Genomic DNA, 21,771 nt, shown 5'->3' on the forward strand with positions numbered 1-21,771 from the left:
AGCAATATACGGCCGTCCCCAGTAAACTGACTCAGCAACCCATTTAACTCTGTGGCTGTCAGTTTGGCGCTTGCCAGTTTCAGGCGACGTATTTGCGTAAACAGACTCCTGATGCGTTAAGAATAAGCTTCAGAAAACCACCCCCGATGCACTTCAAAGCGGTGCACTGTTGTCACGGGCTAAGCACCCAGGGCCCGTTGCGGTAGCGCCTTACCGCATTCACTGCAAAAAAATACGATTTCCTGTCGCAGACCGATTATCGATCTGCTGACCCGGCAGCCAAGCAATACCGGGATCTACAGGAAAAAGGATTTAGCCATGCCCACCCCCACCCTCCCCCATCACCCGCTGCTTCCAGCCAGATACCCGCCCAGGCAATCCATAAGCGCTTCTCCTCCCGCCCCTCTTTGTTCTCGGTAGTATTCAATACCCTGCGCGACCGTATCATGGAGCGTTACCGGACTCTGGAACTGGACCTTCTCACGACCAGGCTGGCGAGCCCTACGCCCTCCGGCAGTTATACCTACCCACTGCTGATAAACATCGCTATCGCGCATGTCGTGAACCCGCAACTGCTGGATTTGCGCTCGCGCAGGGAGCTGCCCTTTTACCTTACGCAGCAAATACCCACGACCCTCGAGCCTTCTGCCCCCCCTCCAATTGATATGCAGGTCATTGCGCAAATCATCGACGAGTTGCCCGAATCGCTCTACCTCTATTTCCAGCAAGCCCTGGCCGACTATTGGAGCGCAATCGACAGCCATGGACAAAGCCGCTGGCAATGGCTGGGCGAGTTTCTCAACGGCCAGATGACTGCCACAGCAGCAGGCCACTCAGGCCTGACCGACCTACAACGGGACATGCTGACCGTCACTGCCACCTGGCCAGAACTTCTGGAGCGTCTGCCGCGTTCCACGCCCATCACCTATGTCTATTTCATTGAAACCACGCTATCCAAAGATGGGAAAGAAGAATGCCTGCTCACGCCCGACCTGTTGCTGGTTCGCGACAAGCAGGTGCTGCTGTACAGCGTGGCCGGCGTCATCGAGCCGTTTGATTCGATTGACGCCTTTGGTGAAAGCTGGGGCAGTCGAATGCAGCGCCAGTTCCAGTGCGACAGCGTGACCTGGCGGCGCAACGAGCCTGAAGGCAATGTGTTTGAACGCCAGGCCGGACTTATCCTCAATCAGCAACTGGAAGACCTGGCGGCGCTGTCATTCCAGGGTCAAAGTGAAGAGGCACTGACCCTCACTCTGGATACGCTCACGGATCCAGCCTTGCATTTCACCACTGTGCCTGTGCCGCCTGCCACGCAGCTGCAAACGATCAACGATCAGCTTCCCGAACACCTCGCGCAAGCGACTGCCGATGACCGCTTTGCCTACCTGCGCCACTTGCAGGATATGGCGCTAGTGGTGAAACAGAAGCAGGGCCGTTCGTTCAACGAGGGTATTGAGACTATCCACGGCTTCAGCCGCGACGCACTGCGCAAACAAATGCAGGCCGATCATGCTGATTTTGATCCCGACGATGTGATATTGGACTTTGCAGTGGCCGCAGGCTACCCAGGCGGTTCTGGCTTTATCGAGCATGTACAGATGTCACTGACGGAGCTGGCCGTGAAGAATCTCGCCGGTAAGCCCAAAGGAACGCTTACGCTCTCTGCGAAAGGCACCAAGGCTCTGCCGGACTGGCTCAACGAGACCTACTTGCTGGGTAGCGCCGGCTTGATCCAGCGCGTCGACATCGGCACCCACTATCCACAGAAGATCAAGGAGATGTTGCTGTCTGACACCGCCGAAGCACGCCGCCGGGAACGGTTGTTTACCCGCGAGCTCAAGGTCAAGCTGCCGATACAGGCATTGGAGTATGCGATCAGGCAGCAATACGGCGTGACCACCACCGGCTATCGGTATGTAAAAGCATTGATGGGCTATACACCCGCCGACAGAGTCGTCGACGGTCAGGAGATCGTCCTGCGCCCCCTGGGCCTGTGCCGAAAAGCCGGTGCCCCACCCGATATCGTTAACAATTTCTTCGTGATCGAGCCCCGCGACAGTCATCAAGGACCGCACCTGCTGTATCGCCCGTTATACGACGAAGCCCTTCATCAATACTCGACGCGTCAGGCCTTGCTGGACGCACTCGCCAGCCCAGGCGCCTTGCAAACCAGCGTACTGACCTGGCTGAGCGACAAAGCGCGTGCGGTCTACGACCACGGCGGGATCAAGGAGCCGCACATCATCAGATTCCTGCCCGGAGATGAGTTCGTTACCCGCGAAAAGCCTGCCCCCGCGACGCTGTCCATCGATGAAGGGGCGCAAGAATGGTTACAGTCGCAAGTCAACGGTAAGTTGCTCAACCATTTGTTCGGCAGTACCGCCCGCGCCCTGGTTGACGTGGCGGATAGAGCGTCTGTGTCCAACAGCGAAAGCCGCTGGGCCGTCATGATGGAGGGGGCCTGGCTGTTGTTTAACACCCTGCTGTTACCGCTGGCGCGGGGGGCCTTAATGTTGGCGGGTTGGTTCCTGGTACTGGTCAGCAGCCTGCAAGAGGACTTGGAGGGCCTTGACAGTGATGAACCCACCCGCCGCGAGTTGGCACTGATCGACCTGCTACTTAATATCGCAATGGTGCTGATGCATGGCACCACCCCCTCTGAAAGAGCCGCAAAACCTTTGCCGAAGCTGGAGGAACACGATCACCTTCTGCACCTTAAGCCGTTGCGCCGTATTGCAGGCATGCCCGCTCAACCGGGAGTCGCTCAGGTTCGACAGGGCACCGTGGCGTTGCCGGGAGAGCCTCCAGCGAGAGGCCATACCGCATTGGAATTCACCCGCTCGATTGCCAGCCCCAAGGCGGGCGCCAACTTGCTGAAAGCTTTGCTCGCCGTGCATGTGCCGTGGCCATCGTCCTTGCCGCCAGAAACGAGTGGCCGCCTCAAGGGGCTATACCGTATCGGCGATGCCTGGCACGCCAGTGTCGGCGGCCTGCTGTTCCAAGTCAGCGTGGTGCCGGGTTTCGGCGATGTTTACCTGGTTGACCCACAGCGTACACACCATCCGGGCTTCAAACTGACCCGCGACGACCTGGGAAAATGGCGGCTGGACCGTCAGGCACGGTTGGAGGGTGGCATGCCTAGAGGGCGAATAACGGAATGGAAGACAAAACGCCAAGAAAATCTGGATCAACTGCGTTCGGAATTGCAAACCTTTAGTCTAGATGCGGCACAAAAGTATGCCACTACCCAACAGCTTTATGACGCAGCGCGCACTGCCGGGGCTCAAATGAAAACCAGCATGCGCTTAGTGCGAGAGGATTTGGAAAGGTACAAGAATCCCCAACTACTTCCCGAACTGATTCCCAGAATCAGAGAACGCCATCTACAAAGGCAACAGGACATGAGACTTGCCCAACGCCACTGGGCAGTCACAGTCGATATCTATAAGGAAAAGGCGGCTTTATTTGCAATGGAGTGCACGCAGGTTTCAGTAAAGGCCAGCAAACTAATAGACATGGACAGGACGGCCGTGGACTATAAAGACATACAAGATCGGATGATTGAGTATAATTTCCAGTTTAACGTGTCATCTTATGACTTCGATAATGACTACATCAATCTCACCTTAAGCAGCCCGATGGGGGAAAGCTATCCTGAATACTTGCTCCGCATCGATAGCGAACTGCTCAAAAGGGATACAGTTAGCTACGATGATTTAATCGAAAGCGCGACGCTACGATTGGAGTGTTTCGAGGGCATGTTAATAAGCGCAGAAATAATCGAATACACGCTGGAGGACTCAGGGCCGCTGCGTGAGAGATTTGAGAGTTATTTGCCAACGTCGTATGACATGTCCAAAGCGCGCGTAATATTTTACCAATTTTTAACGCTGAATGAGTTGATCATCAATCGTGCGATTGAAACGGACATTCCCGCGGAGCGACACTTCGGCAGCGAACTTATGGACCGCAATGCCGCCGTCAAAGTCCTCACTTATTATAAGGAAGTCAATTCGGTCAGCGGCTATTCACCGTCCGATCAAATTGCGATGCTCGGCAATTTGCTTCACATGCTTGAGCGAATGGGAAATGCAGTTAACTCGTTAGCTGAAATGAAATCCCGGTTGCTGCGCGAGCAGTATCGAGCGCCGCTTCTGGATCTCTTCAGCGAGATGCGTTCGAACGCAGAAAAACAGTTAGCCGATTTGATCCGGGCTGAAGAAGCAATCGCCCCCTTGCCAGAGCCCAAAAAAGCCAAACGCCCCAAAAACGCCAACCGCAGAGTAATCAAAACCCGCGACAATCAACACCTGATTGGTGAGTTACGCCCCAGTCAGCCTGACGCACCCGGCAATTTTGTCGATATCAAAGACCCTATCACCGACCAACCCATTGCCACCTACCACGAACACGCCAGTGAAGGGGTATGGGTCAAGGTTGTCACGGCCGCGCCGGTCGAACCGCCCAAACCAAAGGTCACACGTTCGTTGAAAAAGATAACAGGCGATGCACGCACCCTGATCGCTCAAAAAGCGGGGATTGAGCACACGATACGCGCCCAACAGAAAAAGCTGGAAAACCCCTCGGAACGCGAAGACGTAACCCCATTGGACTGGGACGACATGCTGACCCAGCACGCGAACAAGATGGACGCGTTGGCCGATGAAATTCAACGCGAACACAGCACCGCCTCAAAGGCCACTGAACTGATCAACGATTACCGTGCCGAGTCGAATGCCTTAAAAACGTTGGCCGCTGAGGCGCGCAGTAAAGGCTACCTGAAGCAGCGTCCTCAAGCGTTCAAAGTTGACTACCTGTGGAAAAACAAGTGCGTCGATATAAACTTGTCTAAACGTCGCGTCCCACTGAAGGCAGGCGACTTCCTCGACGAATATACCGTGCGCGATAAAAGTAAAATTGCGCAAGGCAAACCGTACGAGGAAACCATTTTGTGGTACGCCCACTTCCATTACCCCTCCGTCGACACCCCCGTCCAGCAAAGTACCTTCGGCCATTTGAAGACCGTAGAGGATCGGCCCTACACACTCAAAGAATTGATCGAACGGGCGCGAGCGAATAACCGTGAAGTGATTTACCTGGAAAGAGCCGTGATCAAAGCGCCGCTGGATAACGATTTGTTTTTCAAGCTGGCGCAATTATAGAGGCTAAGTTGGGGCGCGCTTCGTGGGTGAACGATGAGGTGCTGGATGACAGATTGTCTATGCTCTGTAGCATGATCTTGCTGACGAGGGCTGTATGGACGATCCAATCGACAACAAACCGCCGAGCTTCTGGCAGATGCTCCACAGCGTCATGGCCGCCGCGTTTGGCGTGCAAAGCGGCAAGAACCGCGCGCGGGATTTCACCCACGGCAAGCCCAGCCACTTTGTGATCCTGGGAATTTTGTTTACGGTGGTGTTTGCGCTGACGCTGTTTGGCATCGTGCAACTGGTATTGCACTTGGCCGGCGTGTGAACCCAACCTGACTGTAGGCGCTGGCAAGCCAGCGCCTACAGGGGTCCGTCTCTATGACTACTGGTGGCTGACCCAGAACACGGCAGTCCCAACCACCAGGATTATCAAGAACAGAATGGCCCAGGCGTCCACGGTACTGTCGGGTTTACGGGCTTTTGTCGAATTGCTCATCGCATCGCCTCTTGTCGGTTTTATAGGTGATAACGTTCAGACACGATCACAGTAAAGTCGATGATTGCCCGCATGACAAATGTGGGTATCGCGATAACCGTTCTCATTAGTCAATTTGGTTATTTGCATATACTCAAACATCACTTTTGCGCATAAACGCAAACTGGTATCGTGCGCCGGCTCCGTTGGGAGTGCGCGGCCGTGCGCGCAGATTTGCCGAGAACAGGACCTATATGTACGTATACGACGAATACGATCAGCGCATCATCGAGGACCGCGTCAAGCAGTTCCGTGATCAGACCCGACGCTACCTAGCAGGTGAACTGAGCGAAGAAGAGTTCCGCCCTCTGCGCCTGCAAAATGGCCTTTATGTTCAGCGCTTTGCGCCGATGCTGCGGGTGGCCGTGCCCTATGGCCAACTGACTTCGCGCCAGATGCGCATGATGGCCAAGATTGCCCGCGACTTCGACAAAGGCTATGCCCACATCAGTACCCGCCAGAACATACAGTTCAACTGGCCGGCGCTGGAAGATGTGCCGGACATCCTGGCTGAACTGGCCACCGTGCAGATGCACGCCATTCAGACCAGCGGCAACTGCCTGCGCAACGTGACCACCGACCAATTCGCCGGTGTTGCCGCCGACGAGCTGATCGACCCACGCCCCTGGTGCGAAATCATCCGTCAGTGGACCACCTTCCACCCTGAGTTCGCCTACTTGCCGCGCAAGTTCAAGATCGCCGTCAATGGCTCGACCTCGGACCGCGCCGCCATCGAAGTGCACGATATCGGCCTGGAGCCGGTGCACAACGCAGCCGGCGAGCTGGGCTTTCGCGTACTGGTAGGTGGCGGCCTCGGCCGTACGCCGGTGGTCGGTGCCTTTATCAATGAGTTCCTGCCGTGGCAGGACCTGTTGAGCTACCTCGACGCCATCCTGCGGGTCTACAACCGCTATGGCCGTCGTGACAACAAATACAAGGCCCGGATCAAGATCCTGGTCAAAGCGCTGACCCCTGAGGTGTTTGCCCAGAAGGTCGACGCCGAGATGGAACACCTGCGCGGCGGCCAGACCACCCTGACCGAAGCCGAGGTGCACCGCGTCGCCAAGCACTTCGTCGACCCCGAGTACAAGGCCCTGGGCAATCAGGACGCCGAGTTGGCAGCGCTGGATAAAGAGCACCCGGGTTTCGCTCGCTGGCGTGGCCGCAACACCCTGGCGCACAAGAAGCCGGGTTATGTCGCGGTGACCCTGTCGCTGAAACCTACCGGTGTTGCACCGGGCGATATCACCGACAAGCAGCTGGACGCCGTCGCCGACCTGGCCGACCGCTACAGCTTCGGTCAACTGCGCACTTCCCACGAGCAGAACATCATTCTCGCGGACGTTGAGCAGAGCCAACTGTTCACCCTGTGGGGCGAGTTGCGCGAAGGCGGATTCGCCACGCCAAACATCGGCCTGCTGACCGACATCATCTGCTGCCCGGGCGGCGATTTCTGCTCCCTGGCCAACGCCAAGTCGATCCCGATCGCCGAATCGATCCAGCGCCGTTTCGACGACCTGGATTACCTGTTCGACATCGGCGAGCTGGACCTGAACATTTCCGGTTGCATGAACGCCTGTGGTCACCACCACGTCGGCCACATCGGCATCCTGGGCGTGGACAAGAAAGGCGAAGAATTCTACCAAGTGTCCCTGGGTGGCAGCGCCAGCCGCGATGCGAGCCTGGGCAAGATCCTTGGCCCGTCCTTTGCCCAGGAAGCCATGCCCGAGGTGATCGGCAAGCTGATCGATGTGTACATCGAACAGCGCACCGAAGATGAGCGTTTCATCGACACCTACCAGCGCATCGGCATCGACCTGTTCAAGGAGCGCGTCTATGCAGCGAATCATTAAGAACAACGAAGTCCTCGATGAAACCTGGCACCTGCTGCCCAAGGACGCGAGCTTCGACGGTATCTCCAACTGCGACGACCTGATCGTGCCGTTGGCCCTGTGGCGCGAACACGGCCACGCCCTCAAGGCCCGCGACGGCGGCCTGGGCGTGTGGCTGGACGCCGATGAAGAAGCCGAAGAGATCGGTGACGACGTGGAACACTTCCAGGTCATCGCCCTGAACTTCCCGGCCTTCACCGACGGCCGCAACTACTCCAACGCACGCCTACTACGTGACCGTTACGGTTACAAAGGCGAGCTGCGCGCGATTGGTGACGTGCTGCGCGACCAGTTGTTCTACCTGCGCCGCTGCGGCTTCGATGCCTTCGCCCTGCGCGCCGACAAAGACCCGTACGAAGCGCTGGAAAGCCTCAAGGACTTCTCGGTGACGTACCAGGCCGCCACGGATGAACCACTGCCGCTGTTCCGTCGTCGCTGAGTATTGGCGTATGAAAAAGCCCTGGCATGCCAGGGCTTTTTTACGCTTCGCGTTTGATCGACGCCAGCACCTGCTTTTGCCCCATGCTGCAGGGCACACCTTCCGGCTGCGCCCGTACCGCTTCGATCACTCCCAGCAATTGCGCCTTGCTGTGCGCCAACTGCGCTTGCATCTCTTCGATCTGCGCGACCTTGCGCTCCAATGCCTCGATCAACTCTTCGCGCTTGTGCTCGCCCGGCGCCGGCATCAGTGCCTTGAGTTCCTGCAAGGTAAAGCCTGCCTGTTGCGCGCTCTGGATCAGTTGCAGGGTTTGCAGAGCCTGCGGCGCATATCGTCGGTAACCATTGGCCTGGCGCCCCACCTGGCTGATCAGCCCCTCAGCCTCATAAAAGCGGATCCGCGAAGCCGCTAACCCACTCTGCTTTGCCAGCTCACCAATATTCATCACCGCCCCTGCTTGACATTAAAGTTAACTTTAAGCTTAGCCTGAGGCCTCCCCCGCTCAGGAGTCAACCAATGTCACCCTTTGAAGCCCTGCCATTGCCCAATGGTCAAGTCCTCTCCAACCGCATCGCCAAGGCCGCGATGGAAGAAAATATGGCCGATGGCAATCAGGCGCCGTCGCGCGAATTGAAGCAGTTGTACAAGGCCTGGGCGCAGGGCGAGCCCGGCTTGTTGATCACCGGCAACGTGATGGTCGACCGCCGCGCCATGACCGGCCCCGGCGGCGTGGCGCTTGAGGATGAGCAGCACCTGGCGAGCTTTCGCGAGTGGGCCGACGTGGCGCGCGACAACGGCGTGCACTTCTGGGTACAACTCAGCCACCCAGGTCGCCAGACGCCGGCCAACCTGCGCCAGCAGGCCATTGCACCGTCCGCCGTGGCGCTCGACCTGGGCGGTTTTTCGAAGATGTTTGCCACGCCCAAGGCCATGACCGAAGACGACATCCAGGACGTGATCCAGCGCTTCGCCACCAGCGCACGCCTGGCCGAGCAAGCCGGGTTTACCGGCGTGCAGATCCACGGTGCCCATGGCTACTTGCTCAGCCAGTTCCTTTCACCGCTGAGCAATCAGCGCACCGACCGCTGGGGCGGTTCCCTGGAGAACCGCGCGCGGCTGTTGCTGGAAGTGATTCGTGCAGTGCGCGCTAACGTCAGCCCGTCGTTTTGTGTCGCCGTCAAACTAAACTCTGCCGACTTCCAACGGGGCGGCTTTGCAGAAGCCGACGCACTCGCCGTGGTCGAAATGCTCAACCCGTTGCCCATCGACCTGCTGGAGTTATCCGGTGGCAGTTACGAAGCGCCGGCCATGCAAGGTGAAGCACGTGACGGTCGCACCCTGGCACGTGAGGCGTACTTCCTGGAGTTCGCCAGCCAACTGGCGACCATCGCCAAGATGCCGGTGATGGTCACCGGCGGCATTCGCCGCCTGCCCATCGTGCAACAGGTGCTGGACAGCGGCGTCGCCATGGCCGGGATCGCCACGGCCCTGACCCTGGAGCCGCAACTGATCCAGCACTGGCGCGAAGGCCGCGACCCCAACCCGCAACTCAAGCCCATCGACTGGAAGCGCAAACCCCTGGCCTCCCTCGCCATCCTCGCGGTGGTGCGCTACCAGATGCGCCGCCTCAGCCGCGGCCATTTGCCCAAAGCCAATGTTGCGCCGTGCATGGCGTTGGTGCGTGACCAATGGTTTCTGGCGCGGCGTACCCGGCAGTACCGGGCAGCCATGACGCAATCTTCACATTAAAGGATGAACATCCGCCGTGATCGAACTGTCCCCTATTGATCAGCAGTTTTTAACCTCACTGACGATTGGAGTTCTTCATGGCGAAAATCAACCTGGCCCAGCAATTGGCGACCACCCTTGAACAGGCGGGCATCAAGCGCATCTGGGGCCTGACCGGCGACAGCCTCAATGGCCTCACCGACGCCCTGCGCACCATGGACAGCATCGAGTGGATGCATGTGCGTCACGAAGAAGTGGCGGCATTCGCTGCGGGTGCCGAGGCGGCCGCCACGGGTGAGTTGACTGTGTGCGCCGGCAGTTGCGGGCCAGGCAACCTGCACTTGATCAATGGCCTGTTCGACTGCCATCGCAACCATGTGCCGGTGCTGGCGATTGCCGCGCAGATCCCGTCTTCGGAGATCGGCCTCAACTACTTCCAGGAAACCCATCCACAGGAACTGTTCAAGGAGTGCAGCCACTTTATCGAACTGGTGACCAACCCCGAGCAGATGCCTCATGTGCTGCACCGCGCCATGCGCTCGGCGATCCTCAATCGTGGTGTGGCGGTGGTGGTGATTCCGGGCGACGTGTCGCTGCTGGAAGTCGAGGACAAGCTCAAGCCCTGGCCAGCCCTGCACGCACCGCGCACGCTGCCCGCCGACCCGGACCTGCAACGCCTCACCGAGATCCTTGAAAGCAGTCAGAAAGTCACCCTGCTGTGCGGCAGCGGTTGCGCCGGCGCCCATGATCAAGTGGTGGCCCTGGCTGACACCCTCGGCGCTCCCGTGGTCCACGCCCTGCGCGGCAAAGAACATGTGGAGTGGGACAATCCGTTCGACGTGGGCATGACCGGCCTGATCGGCTTCAGCTCCGGGTACCACGCCATGCTCGACTGCGACACGTTGATCATGCTCGGCACGGACTTTCCCTACCGCCAGTTTTACCCCACCGACGCCAAGATCATTCAGGTTGACCGCAACCCCCAGGCCCTGGGCCGTCGCGCCACGCTGGACCTGGGCATTGCCGCCGATGTCAGTGAAACCATCGGCGCCCTGTTGCCGCGCTTGACGCGCAAGACCGATCGCAGCTTTCTCGAAACCTCCTTGAAGCATTACGAAAAGGCCCGTCAAGGGCTGGACGACCTGGCTCAACCGTCGAAGGCCAATCGGCCGATCCACCCGCAATACGTCGCGCGCCTGCTCAGCGAGTTGGCGGATGACGATGCCATCTTCACCGCTGACGTGGGTTCGCCGACCGTGTGGGCGGCGCGCTATTTGAAGATGAATGGCAAGCGTCGCCTGATCGGTTCGTTCAACCACGGTTCGATGGCCAACGCCATGCCCCAAGCGATTGGTGCGCAGGCGGCTTTCCCGGATCGCCAGGTGATCTCGATGTCCGGTGACGGCGGCTTTGCCATGTTGATGGGGGATTTCATCTCACTGGCGCAGCTGAATCTGCCGGTGAAAGTCATCGTGTTCGATAACTCGTCGCTGGGTTTTGTCGCCATGGAAATGAAAGCCGCAGGTTACCTGGATGCTGGCACCGAGCTGAAAAACCCGGACTTCGCCGCCATGTCCAACGCCATGGGTATCCTCGGCATCCGCGTGGAGCAATCCGAAGACCTGGAACCGGCCCTGCGCCGCGCCCTGGCCCATGACGGCCCGGTGCTGGTAGACGTGGTCACCGCCACCCAGGAACTGGTGATGCCGCCGACCATCAAGCTGGAGCAGGCCAAGGGGTTCAGCCTGTACATGCTCAAGGCGGTGATGAGCGGCCGTGGCGATGAAGTGATCGAACTGGCGCGCACCAACTGGCTGCGCTGAACCCAATGTGGGAGCGGGCTTGCTCGCGAATGCAAGCTGTCAGTTGATAAATACATCGACTGACGCTCCGCTTTCGCGAGCAAGCCCGCTCCCACAATTTGATCTCGTTGCAAATCAAGCGTGCTGTTTTTCCACCCATTTACCGTAGGCATCAATGAACGCCTGCAGAAACGGCTTGGTCTTTTCCGACACCTTGCCGGCGTCGTCAAACACGTTGCCCGCGCCCCCCAGGTAAGCTTCTGGCTGCTGCATACACCATACATCAAGGAACACCAGAGACTGGCGCAGGTGATGGTTGGCGCCAAACCCACCAATCGCACCCGGCGACACGCTGATGATCGCGCCTGGCTTGCCGCTCCAGGCGCTCTTGCCGTAGGGACGTGACCCGACGTCGATGGCGTTCTTCAGCGGCGCCGGGACAGAGCGGTTGTATTCCGGGGTCACGAACAACACCGCGTCGGATGAGCTCACGTGTTGACGGAAAGTACTGTAGGCTGCCGGCGATGTCGCACCGTCAATGTCTTCGTTGTAGAGCGGCAAATCGCCAATTTCCACAATGCTCAACTTCAGGTTGGCAGGGGCCAATTCGGCCAATGCCAGCGCGACCTTGCGGTTGATCGAGTCTTTTCTCAAGCTGCCAACCAGGACGGCTACGGTGTAGACCTTGCTCATTGGGGTTTCCCGACGTCTGACTAAAGGAGCTTGTAGTTATAGAGTCTTCGCGGCGTGTTCACCAGCGGGTTTTGATAATCCCCAGGCTGTTTGCTTCGCAGCGTGATGCGTAGGAATCATCTGAAAAGATCAGCGAATAGTATTTTTATTCCGTAAGTAAACTACCCCGCTCCATGACGGTCTACAGAACCGCAAATCGAGTGTTTATCTCCAGAGGTTCTAAACAGATGGCAGCAGTACTAGTCGGACAGTTTCATGCCAGAGACGCAGAAGGACGCGTGTATTCGGTGCATGAGTTCCAGGAATCCAACCCGGCGCAAGGCGACCTGGCTGGCTCGGCACCTACCACCACCTACAAGCTGGCCATTGGCGATCGTGTAGAGAAACTGGAAGGCGACGAATTCAAGTTGATCCAATCGGGCACTATTCTTGTGCGCGAGTCGCAAACCACTCTCGCGTCATAAGATCCCGCCCTATCCACCTGCTCAGTCCTGGCCATTGATGGCGTTGACTGGGCTGGGGTGATCACGGCCGGCGAATCTCGGTGACTTCAATCACCGGCTCCCCTTCTGTCTTCTTCAGCGTCACCATCAACCGCCCCCGCTCGCCTTCGACGGCATACATCGAACGTTGGTAGCCCACGGTGTTATAGCCGGGATGCGCAACCACCTGCCTGACCAATTCAAGCCCCAGCACCGCGCCCACTTGTTCGACGACCTGTTCCTGGGAACGGATAAACGCTTCAAGTGCCAGGTTTTCCGGCGGGGTTTCGTTTTGCGTGTTGACGAGATAAGCAGCCACGCACCCCACGGTCACCAGGACCAGCAGTTGCTTGGCCGTTACCCCGAGGATCGAGGGTAGAGGCATATGAGACCAGACCTGTTTTTGTTGTTAACGCCGGTAGCCGGCTTTGGTCGTTGATGATCAGCGCAGCCATTCTATTGAATCCCCGGGCCGCTGCACATAGACTCCGGCGATGCGTTTACGTCATATCGAAGTGATTCAGGCCATCTTGCAGACCGGACACCCAGGCCTGGCCGCCGAGTGGTTGCAACTCCCTGTGGGCGATGTAGAGGCGGCGCTCAAGGAGGCCGAGGCGCAATTGGGTTTTATGTTGTTCGCCAGCGTGCGCGGGCGCCTGCAGGCCACCCGGGAAACCCTGGAGTTGCAGGCAGAAATCGCCCATGTGTACGAGGCACTGGAGCCGGTGCAACGCCTGGCCAGCCGTTTGAAAAACCATCATGCCCCGACCCTGCGCGCGCTCTGTACGCCGCCCCTGGCCAATCAACTGTTGCCGCAAAGCATCGCAGTGCTGCGCCGACGCTTCCAGGACACCCCCTGCAACCTGTCCAGCCAACCGACCCGCGAGATCGTCAGGAGCCTGCTGCTGCACGAAGCCGATGTGGGATTGAGCCTGCATGACCCGGAACACCCGCAGATCCACAGCCGTGTGCTGGCCCAGGGCAAACTGCAACTGCTGGCGCCCCATGGCTGGCTCAAGCCCAAGCAGAAGTACATTGCACTGCAGGACCTGGCGGGCCAATCGATGATCGGCCTGGAGGGCCAGGACCCGCTCAGCCGCCTGCTGGACGCCAAGCTGCAAGCCTTGCGCCCGCTGCCGGTGGTGCAAACGCGCGTGCAGACCTATCAGATGATGCGCAGCATGGTAGAGGCGGGAGAAGGCCTGGCGGTGGTCGACCCGTTCACCGCGTTTGGCGCGCGCGAGGCCGGGCTGGATGCGTGCCCGGTGTCGCCGCCGATCATGGTCAGCCTGTATGCGCTGACCCTCAAGGACGGCGCGACCTCCCCGGCGTTGAATGCGTTGCTGGAGATCGTGACGCAGAAGGCTGAAGGGTTGTTGGCCAGCGACTCAAGACCGTTGTAGGCCCTGCGTTATCGTGGACGACTGTCGCCGGCAAGCCGGCGCCTGCAGGTTACCCGTCAGGTCGCATCGACTTCTGTCTTGAACATCCGATACCAGAAAATCGCCACTTCGCGGGTCTGCGGATCGATGCCGCGATAGCGCAGGTGGTCGATGCCGCCCATCACGTAGCCGCAACGCTCGTACAAGCGACAGGCGCCGAGGTTGTTGTTCTGGGTTTCGAGCATCATGCCGGGCAGGTTTTTCTTGCGGCTCCAGAACTGCGCCACATCCAGCAACGCCTTGGCCACCCCGTGACGCCGGGCGGGCAAGGCGACGGCCAATTCATCGACATGGGCAAAGCCGTTCCAATTGGTGCTGACCACGATATGCCCCACCGGGCGGTCGTCCAGGTAAGCCATGAAGATCGCGCTGTCGGGTGCGTCGCGAAAACTGGCGAACTCCTCCGGGTCAATGCCATAGCACTTGCGGTACGGCAGGATGCGCTCCACAGGCCATTGGTCGACCCGCTTGCCCATCTGCGGCTCACCGTAGGCACTGACCTCAAAGCTGAAGTCATTACCCCACACGTAGGCATCAAAGCCTTCGTCGGCGACCCGTACACTGAGCCCCGGGTATTTCGGGTTCATTACAGCTTGCATAAACATCCTTAACCCTTGATGCAATCGACAGTGTAACAACGACCACTGCCGTCATCTTCGTGTTGCAACCCATGAACATCGGCGACAAAACCGGGAAAACTGCTATCGAAGGTCCTGGCGAAGGCCAGGTAATCGATGATCGAGCGTGTCGACTCGGTAAAGCGTTCGCCCGGCATGATCAGTGGAATGCCCGGCGGATAAGGCACCAGCATCACGGCTGCGATGCGCCCTGGCAAGGCGTCGATGGAGACCGCCTCCACTTCACCCCTGACCAACTGATCGTAGGCGTCGGCGGGTTTCATCGCGATTTCCGGCAAAACGGTGTACATCCGTTTGAGGTGCTTGGCGGTGGCGTTGCTACGGTAACAGCTATGCAATTGATCGCACAGGTCGCGCAGGCCCAGGCCTTGATAGCGCGTCGGGCCCTGGGCGAACACCGATGGCAGGCAACTGGCCAGGCTGACATTGGCGTCGTAGCTGCGCTTGAACTCCAGCAACTCGGTGAGCAAGGTACTCCATTTACCTTTGGTAATGCCCATGGAGAACAGTACGAGGAAGGAGTACAGCCCAGTCTTTTCCACCACCAGGCCACGCTCCCAAAGGAACTTGCTGACCACCGCCGCCGGAATCCCGCAATCACTCAGGGCCCCGCCCGCGTTGAGACCGGGCATCACCAGTGTCACCTTGATCGGGTCCAGCAGCACGTAGTCCTCGGCGACATCACCAAAGCCATGCCAGTCGTCCTGCGGGTGCAACAGCCAATCGGCGGTGACAACCCGGTCGATACCCGCCACCGACGGCGGCTGCCAGATGGAAAACCACCAATCCTCGGCGGCGATGTGCTGGCGCAGGTTGGCCAGGGCACGGCGGAAGCTCAGGGCCTCGTCGAACATTTCCTGCAACAACGAGCGCCCAGCCGGGCCTTCCATCATCGCCGAGGCCACATCCAGCGAGGCAATGATGCTGTATTGCGGCGATGTCGAAATATGCATCATGAACGCTTCGTTGAAGCGGTCACGGTCCAGTTGGCGCGCGCCGCCGTCCTGCACATGGATCATCGAGGCCTGGCTGAACGCCGCCAACAGCTTGTGGGTAGAGTGGGTGGTGAACACCAGCGGGCTGTCCGGCGTGCGCGAAGTGCCCATGCCGTAGCGGCCGGCGAAGAACTCATGAAACGCCGCGTAGGCGTACCAGGCTTCGTCAAAGTGCAGGACCTCAACGCTATTGCCCAACTGCTGCTTGATCAACTCGGCGTTGTAGCACAGGCCGTCATAGGTGGAGTTGGTGACCACCGCCATCTTCACCTTGGGCGGACGACCACGGGTCAGCGGGCTGGCGTCGATCTTGGCGCGGATCGCGTCAGGGCTGAATTCGCTCAGGGGAATCGGGCCGATGATCCCCAGCTCATTGCGTTCCGGGCACAGGTACAACGGAATGGCGCCAGTCATGATGATCGAGTGCAGCACCGACTTGTGACAGTTGCGGTCCACCAGCACCAGGTCATCGCGCCCGACCATGGAATGCCACACGATTTTGTTGGCGGTGGAGGTGCCATTGATGACGAAGAAAGTGTGGTCAGCGCCAAAGTTGCGCGCCGCGCGGGCCTCGGCTTCGGCCAGCGGCCCGGTGTGGTCGAGCAGCGAACCCAGCTCGGGCACCGACACCGACAAGTCCGAACGCAGGGTGTTTTCGCCGAAGAACTGATGGAACGCCTGCCCTACCGGGCTCTTGCGGTAGGCCACGCCGCCGCCATGGCCGGGGGTGTGCCAGGAGTAATTCGAATCCGCGGTGTGCTGCACCAGCGCCTTGAAGAACGGCGGCAACAGGCCATCCAGGTAAGTACGGGCCGCGCGAGCGACTTGCCGGGCGAGAAACGGCACGGTGTCTTCGAACAGGTAAAGGATCCCGCGCAGTTGGTTGAGCTCGCTCATCGCGTCCGCCGGCGCATTCTCCAGGGTGACTTGCTCGCCCAGCGCGAAGATCGGCAAATTGGGCGCCCGCAGCCGCGCAAGCCGGATCAACTCGACCATATTCTGCAACAGATGGGTATTCTCGCCGGCGCCTTCGGCGGCGATCAGCATGCACGCCAGGCCGTGATGGGTAGAAGCCACCAGCCTGCCTTCGGCGTAGTCCACTGCGGAAAAGATACTGAAGCCCTCTTGCTCCAACTCTCGGGCGATGCCTCGGACCCGGTCACCGGCAACGGTGTCGGCCTTGATGTCGCGGTGCACTATAAGGACGGGGAACTTCAGGTCTTTATACATCAGCGCTTGTAGTCCTGAGGGCTATGCACTCAAGGGTAGAAGCTGGAAGCGGATGTGGCGAATGAAGATTTCGAACAGGCAACACACCCTCTGTAGGCGCCGGCTTGCCGGCGATGGCGGCCCCGAACCTATCGCAGGGTTCAAGGGCTTCATCGCCGGCAAGCCGGCTCCTACAGGGAGGATGGGTTATTGCTGGGTCAGTTGGGTCCACAGCGCCGGCGCACCCGCCGACTTGGCGATCGCTTCCAGCCGTGCCAGGTGCTCGGCCAGGTCCTGCTCACTGGCGCGAATAATCGGCGTGGGCTTGCGATCAGCCGGCAGGCGGCGGATTTCCGAAGGTCGGTTACCCGAGCCTTCCGCCGAGCCGCTGCCATCGCTGGCATTACCCGCCAGGGACAGGCTGGTCTGCCCGCCGGTCATGGTCAGGTAGACGTCGGCGAGAATCTCGGAGTCGAGCAAGGCGCCGTGGAGTTCACGGCCGGAGTTGTCGACGCCATAACGTTTGCACAAGGCATCCAGGCTGTTGCGCTGGCCCGGGTGACGCTCACGGGCCATCATCAAGGTGTCGAGGATCGAGCAGTGCTGGGAAATGTCTGCGCGATCGGTTTGCCCCATCAGGGCAAATTCGTTGTTGATGAAGCCGACGTCGAACGCCGCGTTATGGATGATCAGTTGGGCGCCGTTGATGAATTCGAAGAACTCATCGGCGACTTCGGCAAAACGCGGCTTGCCCTTGAGGAATTCGTCAGTGATACCGTGGACGCCGATCGCGCCCTCGTCACTGTCGCGGTCCGGTTGCAGGTAGACGTGGAAGTGACGACCGGTGAGACGACGACCCATCAGTTCGACACAGCCGATTTCAATGATCCGGTGGCCGTCGGTCACCGGCATGCCGGTGGTTTCGGTATCGAGTACAACAGATCGGATGGCCATCAGGGTTCAGCTCTCAACGGTGTGGTGTGCGGTGTGGTGTGAATCAAGGCGCGCGATATTAACACGTGAGTCGCCATCAGCTCTGCTTGTAGCCGCGCACTTCGTCCACGCCTCGGTTGGCCAACTGGTCGGCGCGTTCGTTGCCGGGGTGGCCGATGTGGCCGCGCACCCATTTCCAGGTGATGTCGTGGCGATTGCATTGTTCATCGAGCAGTTGCCACAGGTCGGCATTTTTCACCGGCTCCTTGGCGGCGGTCTTCCAGCCGCGCTTCTTCCAGTTGACCATCCACTCGTTGATGCCCTTCATCACGTATTGCGAGTCGGTCACCAGCAGCACGTTGCAGCGGCGCTTGAGTTCTTCGAGGCCACGAATGGCGCCCATCAGCTCCATGCGGTTGTTGGTGGTATTGGCTTCACCGCCCCACAACTCTTTCTCCACGCCTTTGCACACCAGCAACGCGCCCCAGCCGCCAGGGCCCGGATTGCCTTTGCAGGCGCCATCGGTGAAGAGTTCTACGCTATCGGTCATCGGTCACTCGGTATTCATTCAAGAAGAGGGTCATGCATCGCTTTGCTTGCGGTTGACCTTGGCCATCGGCATGGGCACCAGCTTGCCCATCGGCTCGCGGCGCACCTGCTGCACCGGCCGCAGCCCAACCACGATCTTGCGTGCCACCAGCAGATAGAAGCCGCCACCGCCCAATTGCCAGGCACCTGCGCGGCGCTCCCAGCCGGCGAGGCGGCTTTGCCACTTGGTTGACGCAAGCGGCGGACGATAGCACCCGAAGCGGCGTTTCTCCAGCGCGAAGCCCAGCAGGTTCAGCCAGTCGCCCACCCGTTGCGGCGAGATACAGCGTGCTTGGCGCAGGCCGTCGTGGGCGAACACATGGCGCAGGCCCCAACTGCTCCAGGGGTTGATCCCCACAATCAGCAAATGGCCCCCTGGCCGTACGCTGCTCGCGGCTTCGCGCAGCAAGCCGTGGGGCGACAGGCAGAAATCCAGGCCATGCTGCAACACCACCACGTCAGCGGCGTGTTCGCTGAGCGGCCAGGCCTGCTCCTCACAGACAATCTCCACCCCCGGCAACGGTGCCCCCAGGCGCACATTGCGCTGCACCTGCGGCGCGGACGGCGGCGTTTCGGCCGAAGGACCGTAATGCACCAGGTAGCCACCAAAGAACCGGCCCAACTCGTCTTCGAGCATGCGCCGTTCTTCGTCCAGCAGAAATTGCCCGATGGGACCGGACAGCCATTCGCGGGCTGCACCGATCAAGGCCAGCCACTCAGGATCGGCCTGGGCGAACGCTTTATCAGTCATTGCATTCTCCAACTCGCCTAGACGTTCTAAGATGCACCAATGTGTTCAGCTTGGCGAATCGAAGAATGATACAGATCAGTGCCCTGCCCGCCTTCACCGATAACTACATATGGTTGTTACAGGACCCAAGCACCCGACGCTGCGCCGTGGTCGACCCTGGCGACGCCGCCCCCGTGCTGGCCTGGCTCGAGCAGAACCCTGGCTGGAGCCTCAGCGACATCCTGATCACCCACCACCACCATGATCATGTCGGCGGCGTCGAACAACTCAAAGGCGAAACCGACGCCAAGGTGTACGGCCCGGCCAACGAGAAGATCCCGGCACGGGACGTGGCGCTCAACGACAACGACCGCATCACCGTGCTCGGCTGGGACTTTGACATCTATACAGTGCCCGGCCACACCCTGGGCCATATCGCCTTTTATCACCCGGGCGTGCTGTTGTGTGGCGATACCCTGTTCGCCGCCGGTTGCGGGCGCTTGTTCGAAGGCACGCCGGAACAGATGTACGCCTCCCTTGAGCGTCTGGCCGCCCTGCCCGCCGACACGCGGGTGTACTGCACCCACGAATACACCCAAAGTAACCTCAAATTCGCCCAGGCGGTGGAACCGGACAATGCCGATATCGCCGAACGGGTGGAAACTGTCCGCCAACTTCGGGCGCGTGGCGAGATCACGCTGCCTTCCAATCTAGCCCTGGAAAAACGCACCAACCCTTTTTTGCGCACCGCTGAAACATCCGTTAAACAAAAAGCGGACGAACGGAATGGCCGCGACAACCGCTCTGGGGCCGAGGTGTTTGCTAGCTTGAGGGCTTGGAAAGATAAGTTCTAACGGGATGCAATCTGATACGTAATTTCTGAATGGTTGACCGGAACCAATCGGGTTTCTAGAATCGCCCGACATTTTTGCCCGGAACTTACTTCCAGCCAATGTCGTCATCTATTCGTAAATCCAACCATTCAGACGCATTGACCCGCCTGGCTCAAGCTGTGGCGGTGGCTGTGTCCGCCACACTGGCGGGCTGCCAATCAAGCAATTTCACCGCACAATCCACCGTGCAACCCAAGCCTAACCTCAGCGCCAAGATCAAACAGAAACCCGTCATCTGGCTGTCGGAAAAGCCAACTCCCGAGGCCCCCCAGGACGTCTGGGAACGCATGCGACGCGGCTTTCAATTGCAGGACGGCGTAGGCGTCAACCCGCGCATCGAGCAACAGCGCCTGTGGTTCGCCAGCAACCCGTCCTTTCTGGAGAATGCCGGGGAACGCGGCAGTCTCTACATTCATTACATCGTCGAACGCCTTGAAGAACGCAACATGCCCCTGGAGCTGGCACTCCTGCCAGTGATTGAAAGTGCCTACAACCCGATGGCCTATTCGCGCAGCGATGCGGTCGGCTTGTGGCAATTCATTCCCTCTACCGGGCGCTACTTCAACCTGCGCCAGACCCGCGCCTACGATGGCCGCCGTGACATCACCGCCTCCACCACCGCCGCCCTCGACTACCTGACCCGCCTGCACGACATGTTCAACGGTGACTGGCTGCTGGCCCTGGCCGCCTACAACGCTGGCGAAGGCACGGTGAGCCGGGCAATCGAGCGCAACGAGAAGCTCGGCCTGCCGACCGACTACTGGAACCTGCCGCTGCCCCAGGAAACCAAGGACTACGTGCCCAAGTTCCTGGCGCTGTCCCAGGTGGTGCTGGCGCCCGAGGCCTATGGCGTCAACCTCAACCCGATTGCCAACACACCGTACTTCGAAGTGGTTGAAGTCAAGCAAAGCATGGACCTGTCCCGGGTTGCCGCGCTGGCCGAGATCGACGAAGACGAACTGTTCCAGCTCAACCCGGCCCTGAAGCAACGCACCACCCTGGACGGCCCTCAGCATTTGCTGGTGCCAAGCTCCAAGGCGCAATTGCTCACCAGCACCCTTTCGACGATGAAGCCGGAAGAATTGCTGGCGATGCGCCCTAAAAAGCAGGTGTTCGACGAAGTCGAGACCGCGCGCGTGGCCGGGCGTACCCGCAGCTACAAGGTGCGCAGTGGCGACAACCTCACGCTGATTGCCAAGGCCAACAAGGTCGATGTGCATGACCTGCAGCGCTGGAACAAGCTCAACGGCCAGGCCCTCAAGGTCGGCCAGACCCTGGTGATGCAGGACACGCGCAAGCTGGTGGCCAAGGCCGACAGCAAGAAGCCGGTGCAATACAAGGTCAAGAAAGGCGACTCGCTGTACATCGTCGCCAAGCGCTTCAACGTTGAGATGCAACATCTCAAGCGCTGGAACCCGCGTACCGGCCAGGCGCTCAAGCCGGGGCAGATGCTGGTGGTTTCCGGGCCACGCTGACTGACAAACAAAGCTTGTTTGTGTGAGCGGGCTTTGTGGTGAGCGGGCTTGCCCCGCGCTGGGCTGCGCAGCAGCCCTAAAACCATGCAATGCATTTTGTCTGGAACAATGCGTATAGCCAACGGGGCTGCTGCGCAGCCCTGCGCG

Annotated in this window: 18 protein-coding genes; 10 read left to right on the plus strand and 8 right to left on the minus strand. The window is 59.6% G+C overall.

Going from position 1 to position 21,771, the window contains the following annotated elements; genetic code table 11:
- The first annotated feature begins 446 nt into the window (after positions 1 to 446).
- The 4 genes from CWC48_RS28105 (at position 447) to CWC48_RS28120 (ending at position 8,016) form a co-directional block, all read left to right on the plus strand.
- Entirely contained in the window at positions 447 to 5,162 is a 4,716-nt protein-coding gene (locus CWC48_RS28105; protein WP_256581766.1) for a dermonecrotic toxin domain-containing protein, read from the plus strand.
- Between the two features lie 94 nt (positions 5,163 to 5,256).
- Entirely contained in the window at positions 5,257 to 5,475 is a 219-nt protein-coding gene (locus CWC48_RS28110) for a DUF2970 domain-containing protein (protein ID WP_099493915.1), read from the plus strand.
- Between the two features lie 404 nt (positions 5,476 to 5,879).
- Entirely contained in the window at positions 5,880 to 7,538 is a 1,659-nt protein-coding gene (locus CWC48_RS28115) for a nitrite/sulfite reductase (RefSeq protein WP_100490937.1), read from the plus strand.
- Positions 7,522 to 8,016 (plus strand): DUF934 domain-containing protein, encoded by a 495-nt coding sequence (locus tag CWC48_RS28120; RefSeq protein ID WP_048727764.1) that lies wholly within the window; start codon positions 7,522 to 7,524, stop codon positions 8,014 to 8,016. The genes CWC48_RS28115 and CWC48_RS28120 overlap by 17 nt, the downstream gene beginning before the upstream one ends.
- A gap of 40 nt (positions 8,017 to 8,056) precedes the next feature.
- Here the strand turns inward: CWC48_RS28120 and CWC48_RS28125 are convergent, their stop codons facing one another.
- Complete coding sequence (locus CWC48_RS28125) at positions 8,057 to 8,461, minus strand: MerR family transcriptional regulator (protein ID WP_100490938.1); 405 nt, start codon at positions 8,459 to 8,461, stop codon at positions 8,057 to 8,059.
- A gap of 71 nt (positions 8,462 to 8,532) precedes the next feature.
- Here CWC48_RS28125 and CWC48_RS28130 point away from each other — a divergent pair, with 71 nt between their 5' ends.
- Together CWC48_RS28130 and poxB are read left to right on the plus strand one after the other, a co-directional pair.
- Entirely contained in the window at positions 8,533 to 9,765 is a 1,233-nt protein-coding gene (locus CWC48_RS28130; RefSeq protein ID WP_100490939.1) for an NADH:flavin oxidoreductase/NADH oxidase family protein, read from the plus strand.
- A 77-nt stretch (positions 9,766 to 9,842) separates the two neighbouring features.
- Positions 9,843 to 11,567 carry a ubiquinone-dependent pyruvate dehydrogenase gene (gene poxB, locus CWC48_RS28135; RefSeq protein WP_078048093.1) on the plus strand — a complete coding sequence of 575 codons (1,725 nt, stop codon included), beginning with the start codon at positions 9,843 to 9,845 and terminating at the stop codon, positions 11,565 to 11,567.
- A 114-nt stretch (positions 11,568 to 11,681) separates the two neighbouring features.
- On the opposite strand, the gene CWC48_RS28145 is transcribed toward poxB, so the two are convergent.
- A complete protein-coding gene (locus CWC48_RS28145) occupies positions 11,682 to 12,239 on the minus strand; it encodes an NADPH-dependent FMN reductase (protein WP_100490941.1) in 558 nt (185 codons plus the stop codon).
- 227 nt (positions 12,240 to 12,466) lie between these two features.
- On the opposite strand from CWC48_RS28145, the gene CWC48_RS28150 reads away from it, so the two are divergent.
- Positions 12,467 to 12,703 carry a hypothetical protein gene (locus tag CWC48_RS28150; protein WP_016979714.1) on the plus strand — a complete coding sequence of 79 codons (237 nt, stop codon included), beginning with the start codon at positions 12,467 to 12,469 and terminating at the stop codon, positions 12,701 to 12,703.
- Positions 12,704 to 12,764: 61 nt separating this feature from the next.
- On the opposite strand, the gene CWC48_RS28155 is transcribed toward CWC48_RS28150, so the two are convergent.
- Positions 12,765 to 13,106 carry a hypothetical protein gene (locus CWC48_RS28155; protein WP_078048091.1) on the minus strand — a complete coding sequence of 114 codons (342 nt, stop codon included), beginning with the start codon at positions 13,104 to 13,106 and terminating at the stop codon, positions 12,765 to 12,767.
- Between the two features lie 109 nt (positions 13,107 to 13,215).
- Here CWC48_RS28155 and CWC48_RS28160 point away from each other — a divergent pair, with 109 nt between their 5' ends.
- Positions 13,216 to 14,124: a LysR substrate-binding domain-containing protein gene (locus CWC48_RS28160; protein ID WP_078048090.1), complete on the plus strand. Its 909-nt coding sequence runs from the start codon at positions 13,216 to 13,218 to the stop codon at positions 14,122 to 14,124.
- Positions 14,125 to 14,180: 56 nt separating this feature from the next.
- Here the strand turns inward: CWC48_RS28160 and CWC48_RS28165 are convergent, their stop codons facing one another.
- From CWC48_RS28165 to CWC48_RS28190, 5 genes are all read right to left on the minus strand, one after another.
- Positions 14,181 to 14,762 (minus strand): GNAT family N-acetyltransferase, encoded by a 582-nt coding sequence (locus tag CWC48_RS28165; protein ID WP_099493921.1) that lies wholly within the window; start codon positions 14,760 to 14,762, stop codon positions 14,181 to 14,183.
- Positions 14,763 to 14,770: 8 nt separating this feature from the next.
- On the minus strand, positions 14,771 to 17,026 hold the full coding sequence (locus CWC48_RS28170) for an Orn/Lys/Arg decarboxylase N-terminal domain-containing protein (protein WP_078048088.1): 2,256 nt from the start codon (positions 17,024 to 17,026) through the stop codon (positions 14,771 to 14,773).
- Positions 17,027 to 17,212: 186 nt separating this feature from the next.
- A complete protein-coding gene (gene dnaQ, locus CWC48_RS28180; protein ID WP_177409512.1) occupies positions 17,213 to 17,953 on the minus strand; it encodes a DNA polymerase III subunit epsilon in 741 nt (246 codons plus the stop codon).
- Between the two features lie 82 nt (positions 17,954 to 18,035).
- Positions 18,036 to 18,488, minus strand: a complete 453-nt coding sequence (rnhA, locus tag CWC48_RS28185; RefSeq protein ID WP_003173571.1) for a ribonuclease HI — start codon at positions 18,486 to 18,488, stop codon at positions 18,036 to 18,038.
- 30 nt (positions 18,489 to 18,518) lie between these two features.
- Complete coding sequence (locus CWC48_RS28190; protein WP_078048086.1) at positions 18,519 to 19,277, minus strand: class I SAM-dependent methyltransferase; 759 nt, start codon at positions 19,275 to 19,277, stop codon at positions 18,519 to 18,521.
- 65 nt (positions 19,278 to 19,342) lie between these two features.
- Here CWC48_RS28190 and gloB point away from each other — a divergent pair, with 65 nt between their 5' ends.
- Both gloB and CWC48_RS28200 read left to right on the plus strand, forming a co-directional pair.
- Positions 19,343 to 20,110 (plus strand): hydroxyacylglutathione hydrolase, encoded by a 768-nt coding sequence (gloB, locus tag CWC48_RS28195; RefSeq protein WP_078048085.1) that lies wholly within the window; start codon positions 19,343 to 19,345, stop codon positions 20,108 to 20,110.
- A gap of 98 nt (positions 20,111 to 20,208) precedes the next feature.
- Entirely contained in the window at positions 20,209 to 21,624 is a 1,416-nt protein-coding gene (locus CWC48_RS28200) for a lytic transglycosylase domain-containing protein (RefSeq protein ID WP_100490943.1), read from the plus strand.
- The last annotated feature ends 147 nt before the right edge of the window (positions 21,625 to 21,771 follow it).

The sequence above is a fragment of the Pseudomonas sp. S10E 269 genome, assembly GCF_002798465.1.
Lineage (GTDB): Bacteria > Pseudomonadota > Gammaproteobacteria > Pseudomonadales > Pseudomonadaceae > Aquipseudomonas > Aquipseudomonas pergaminensis.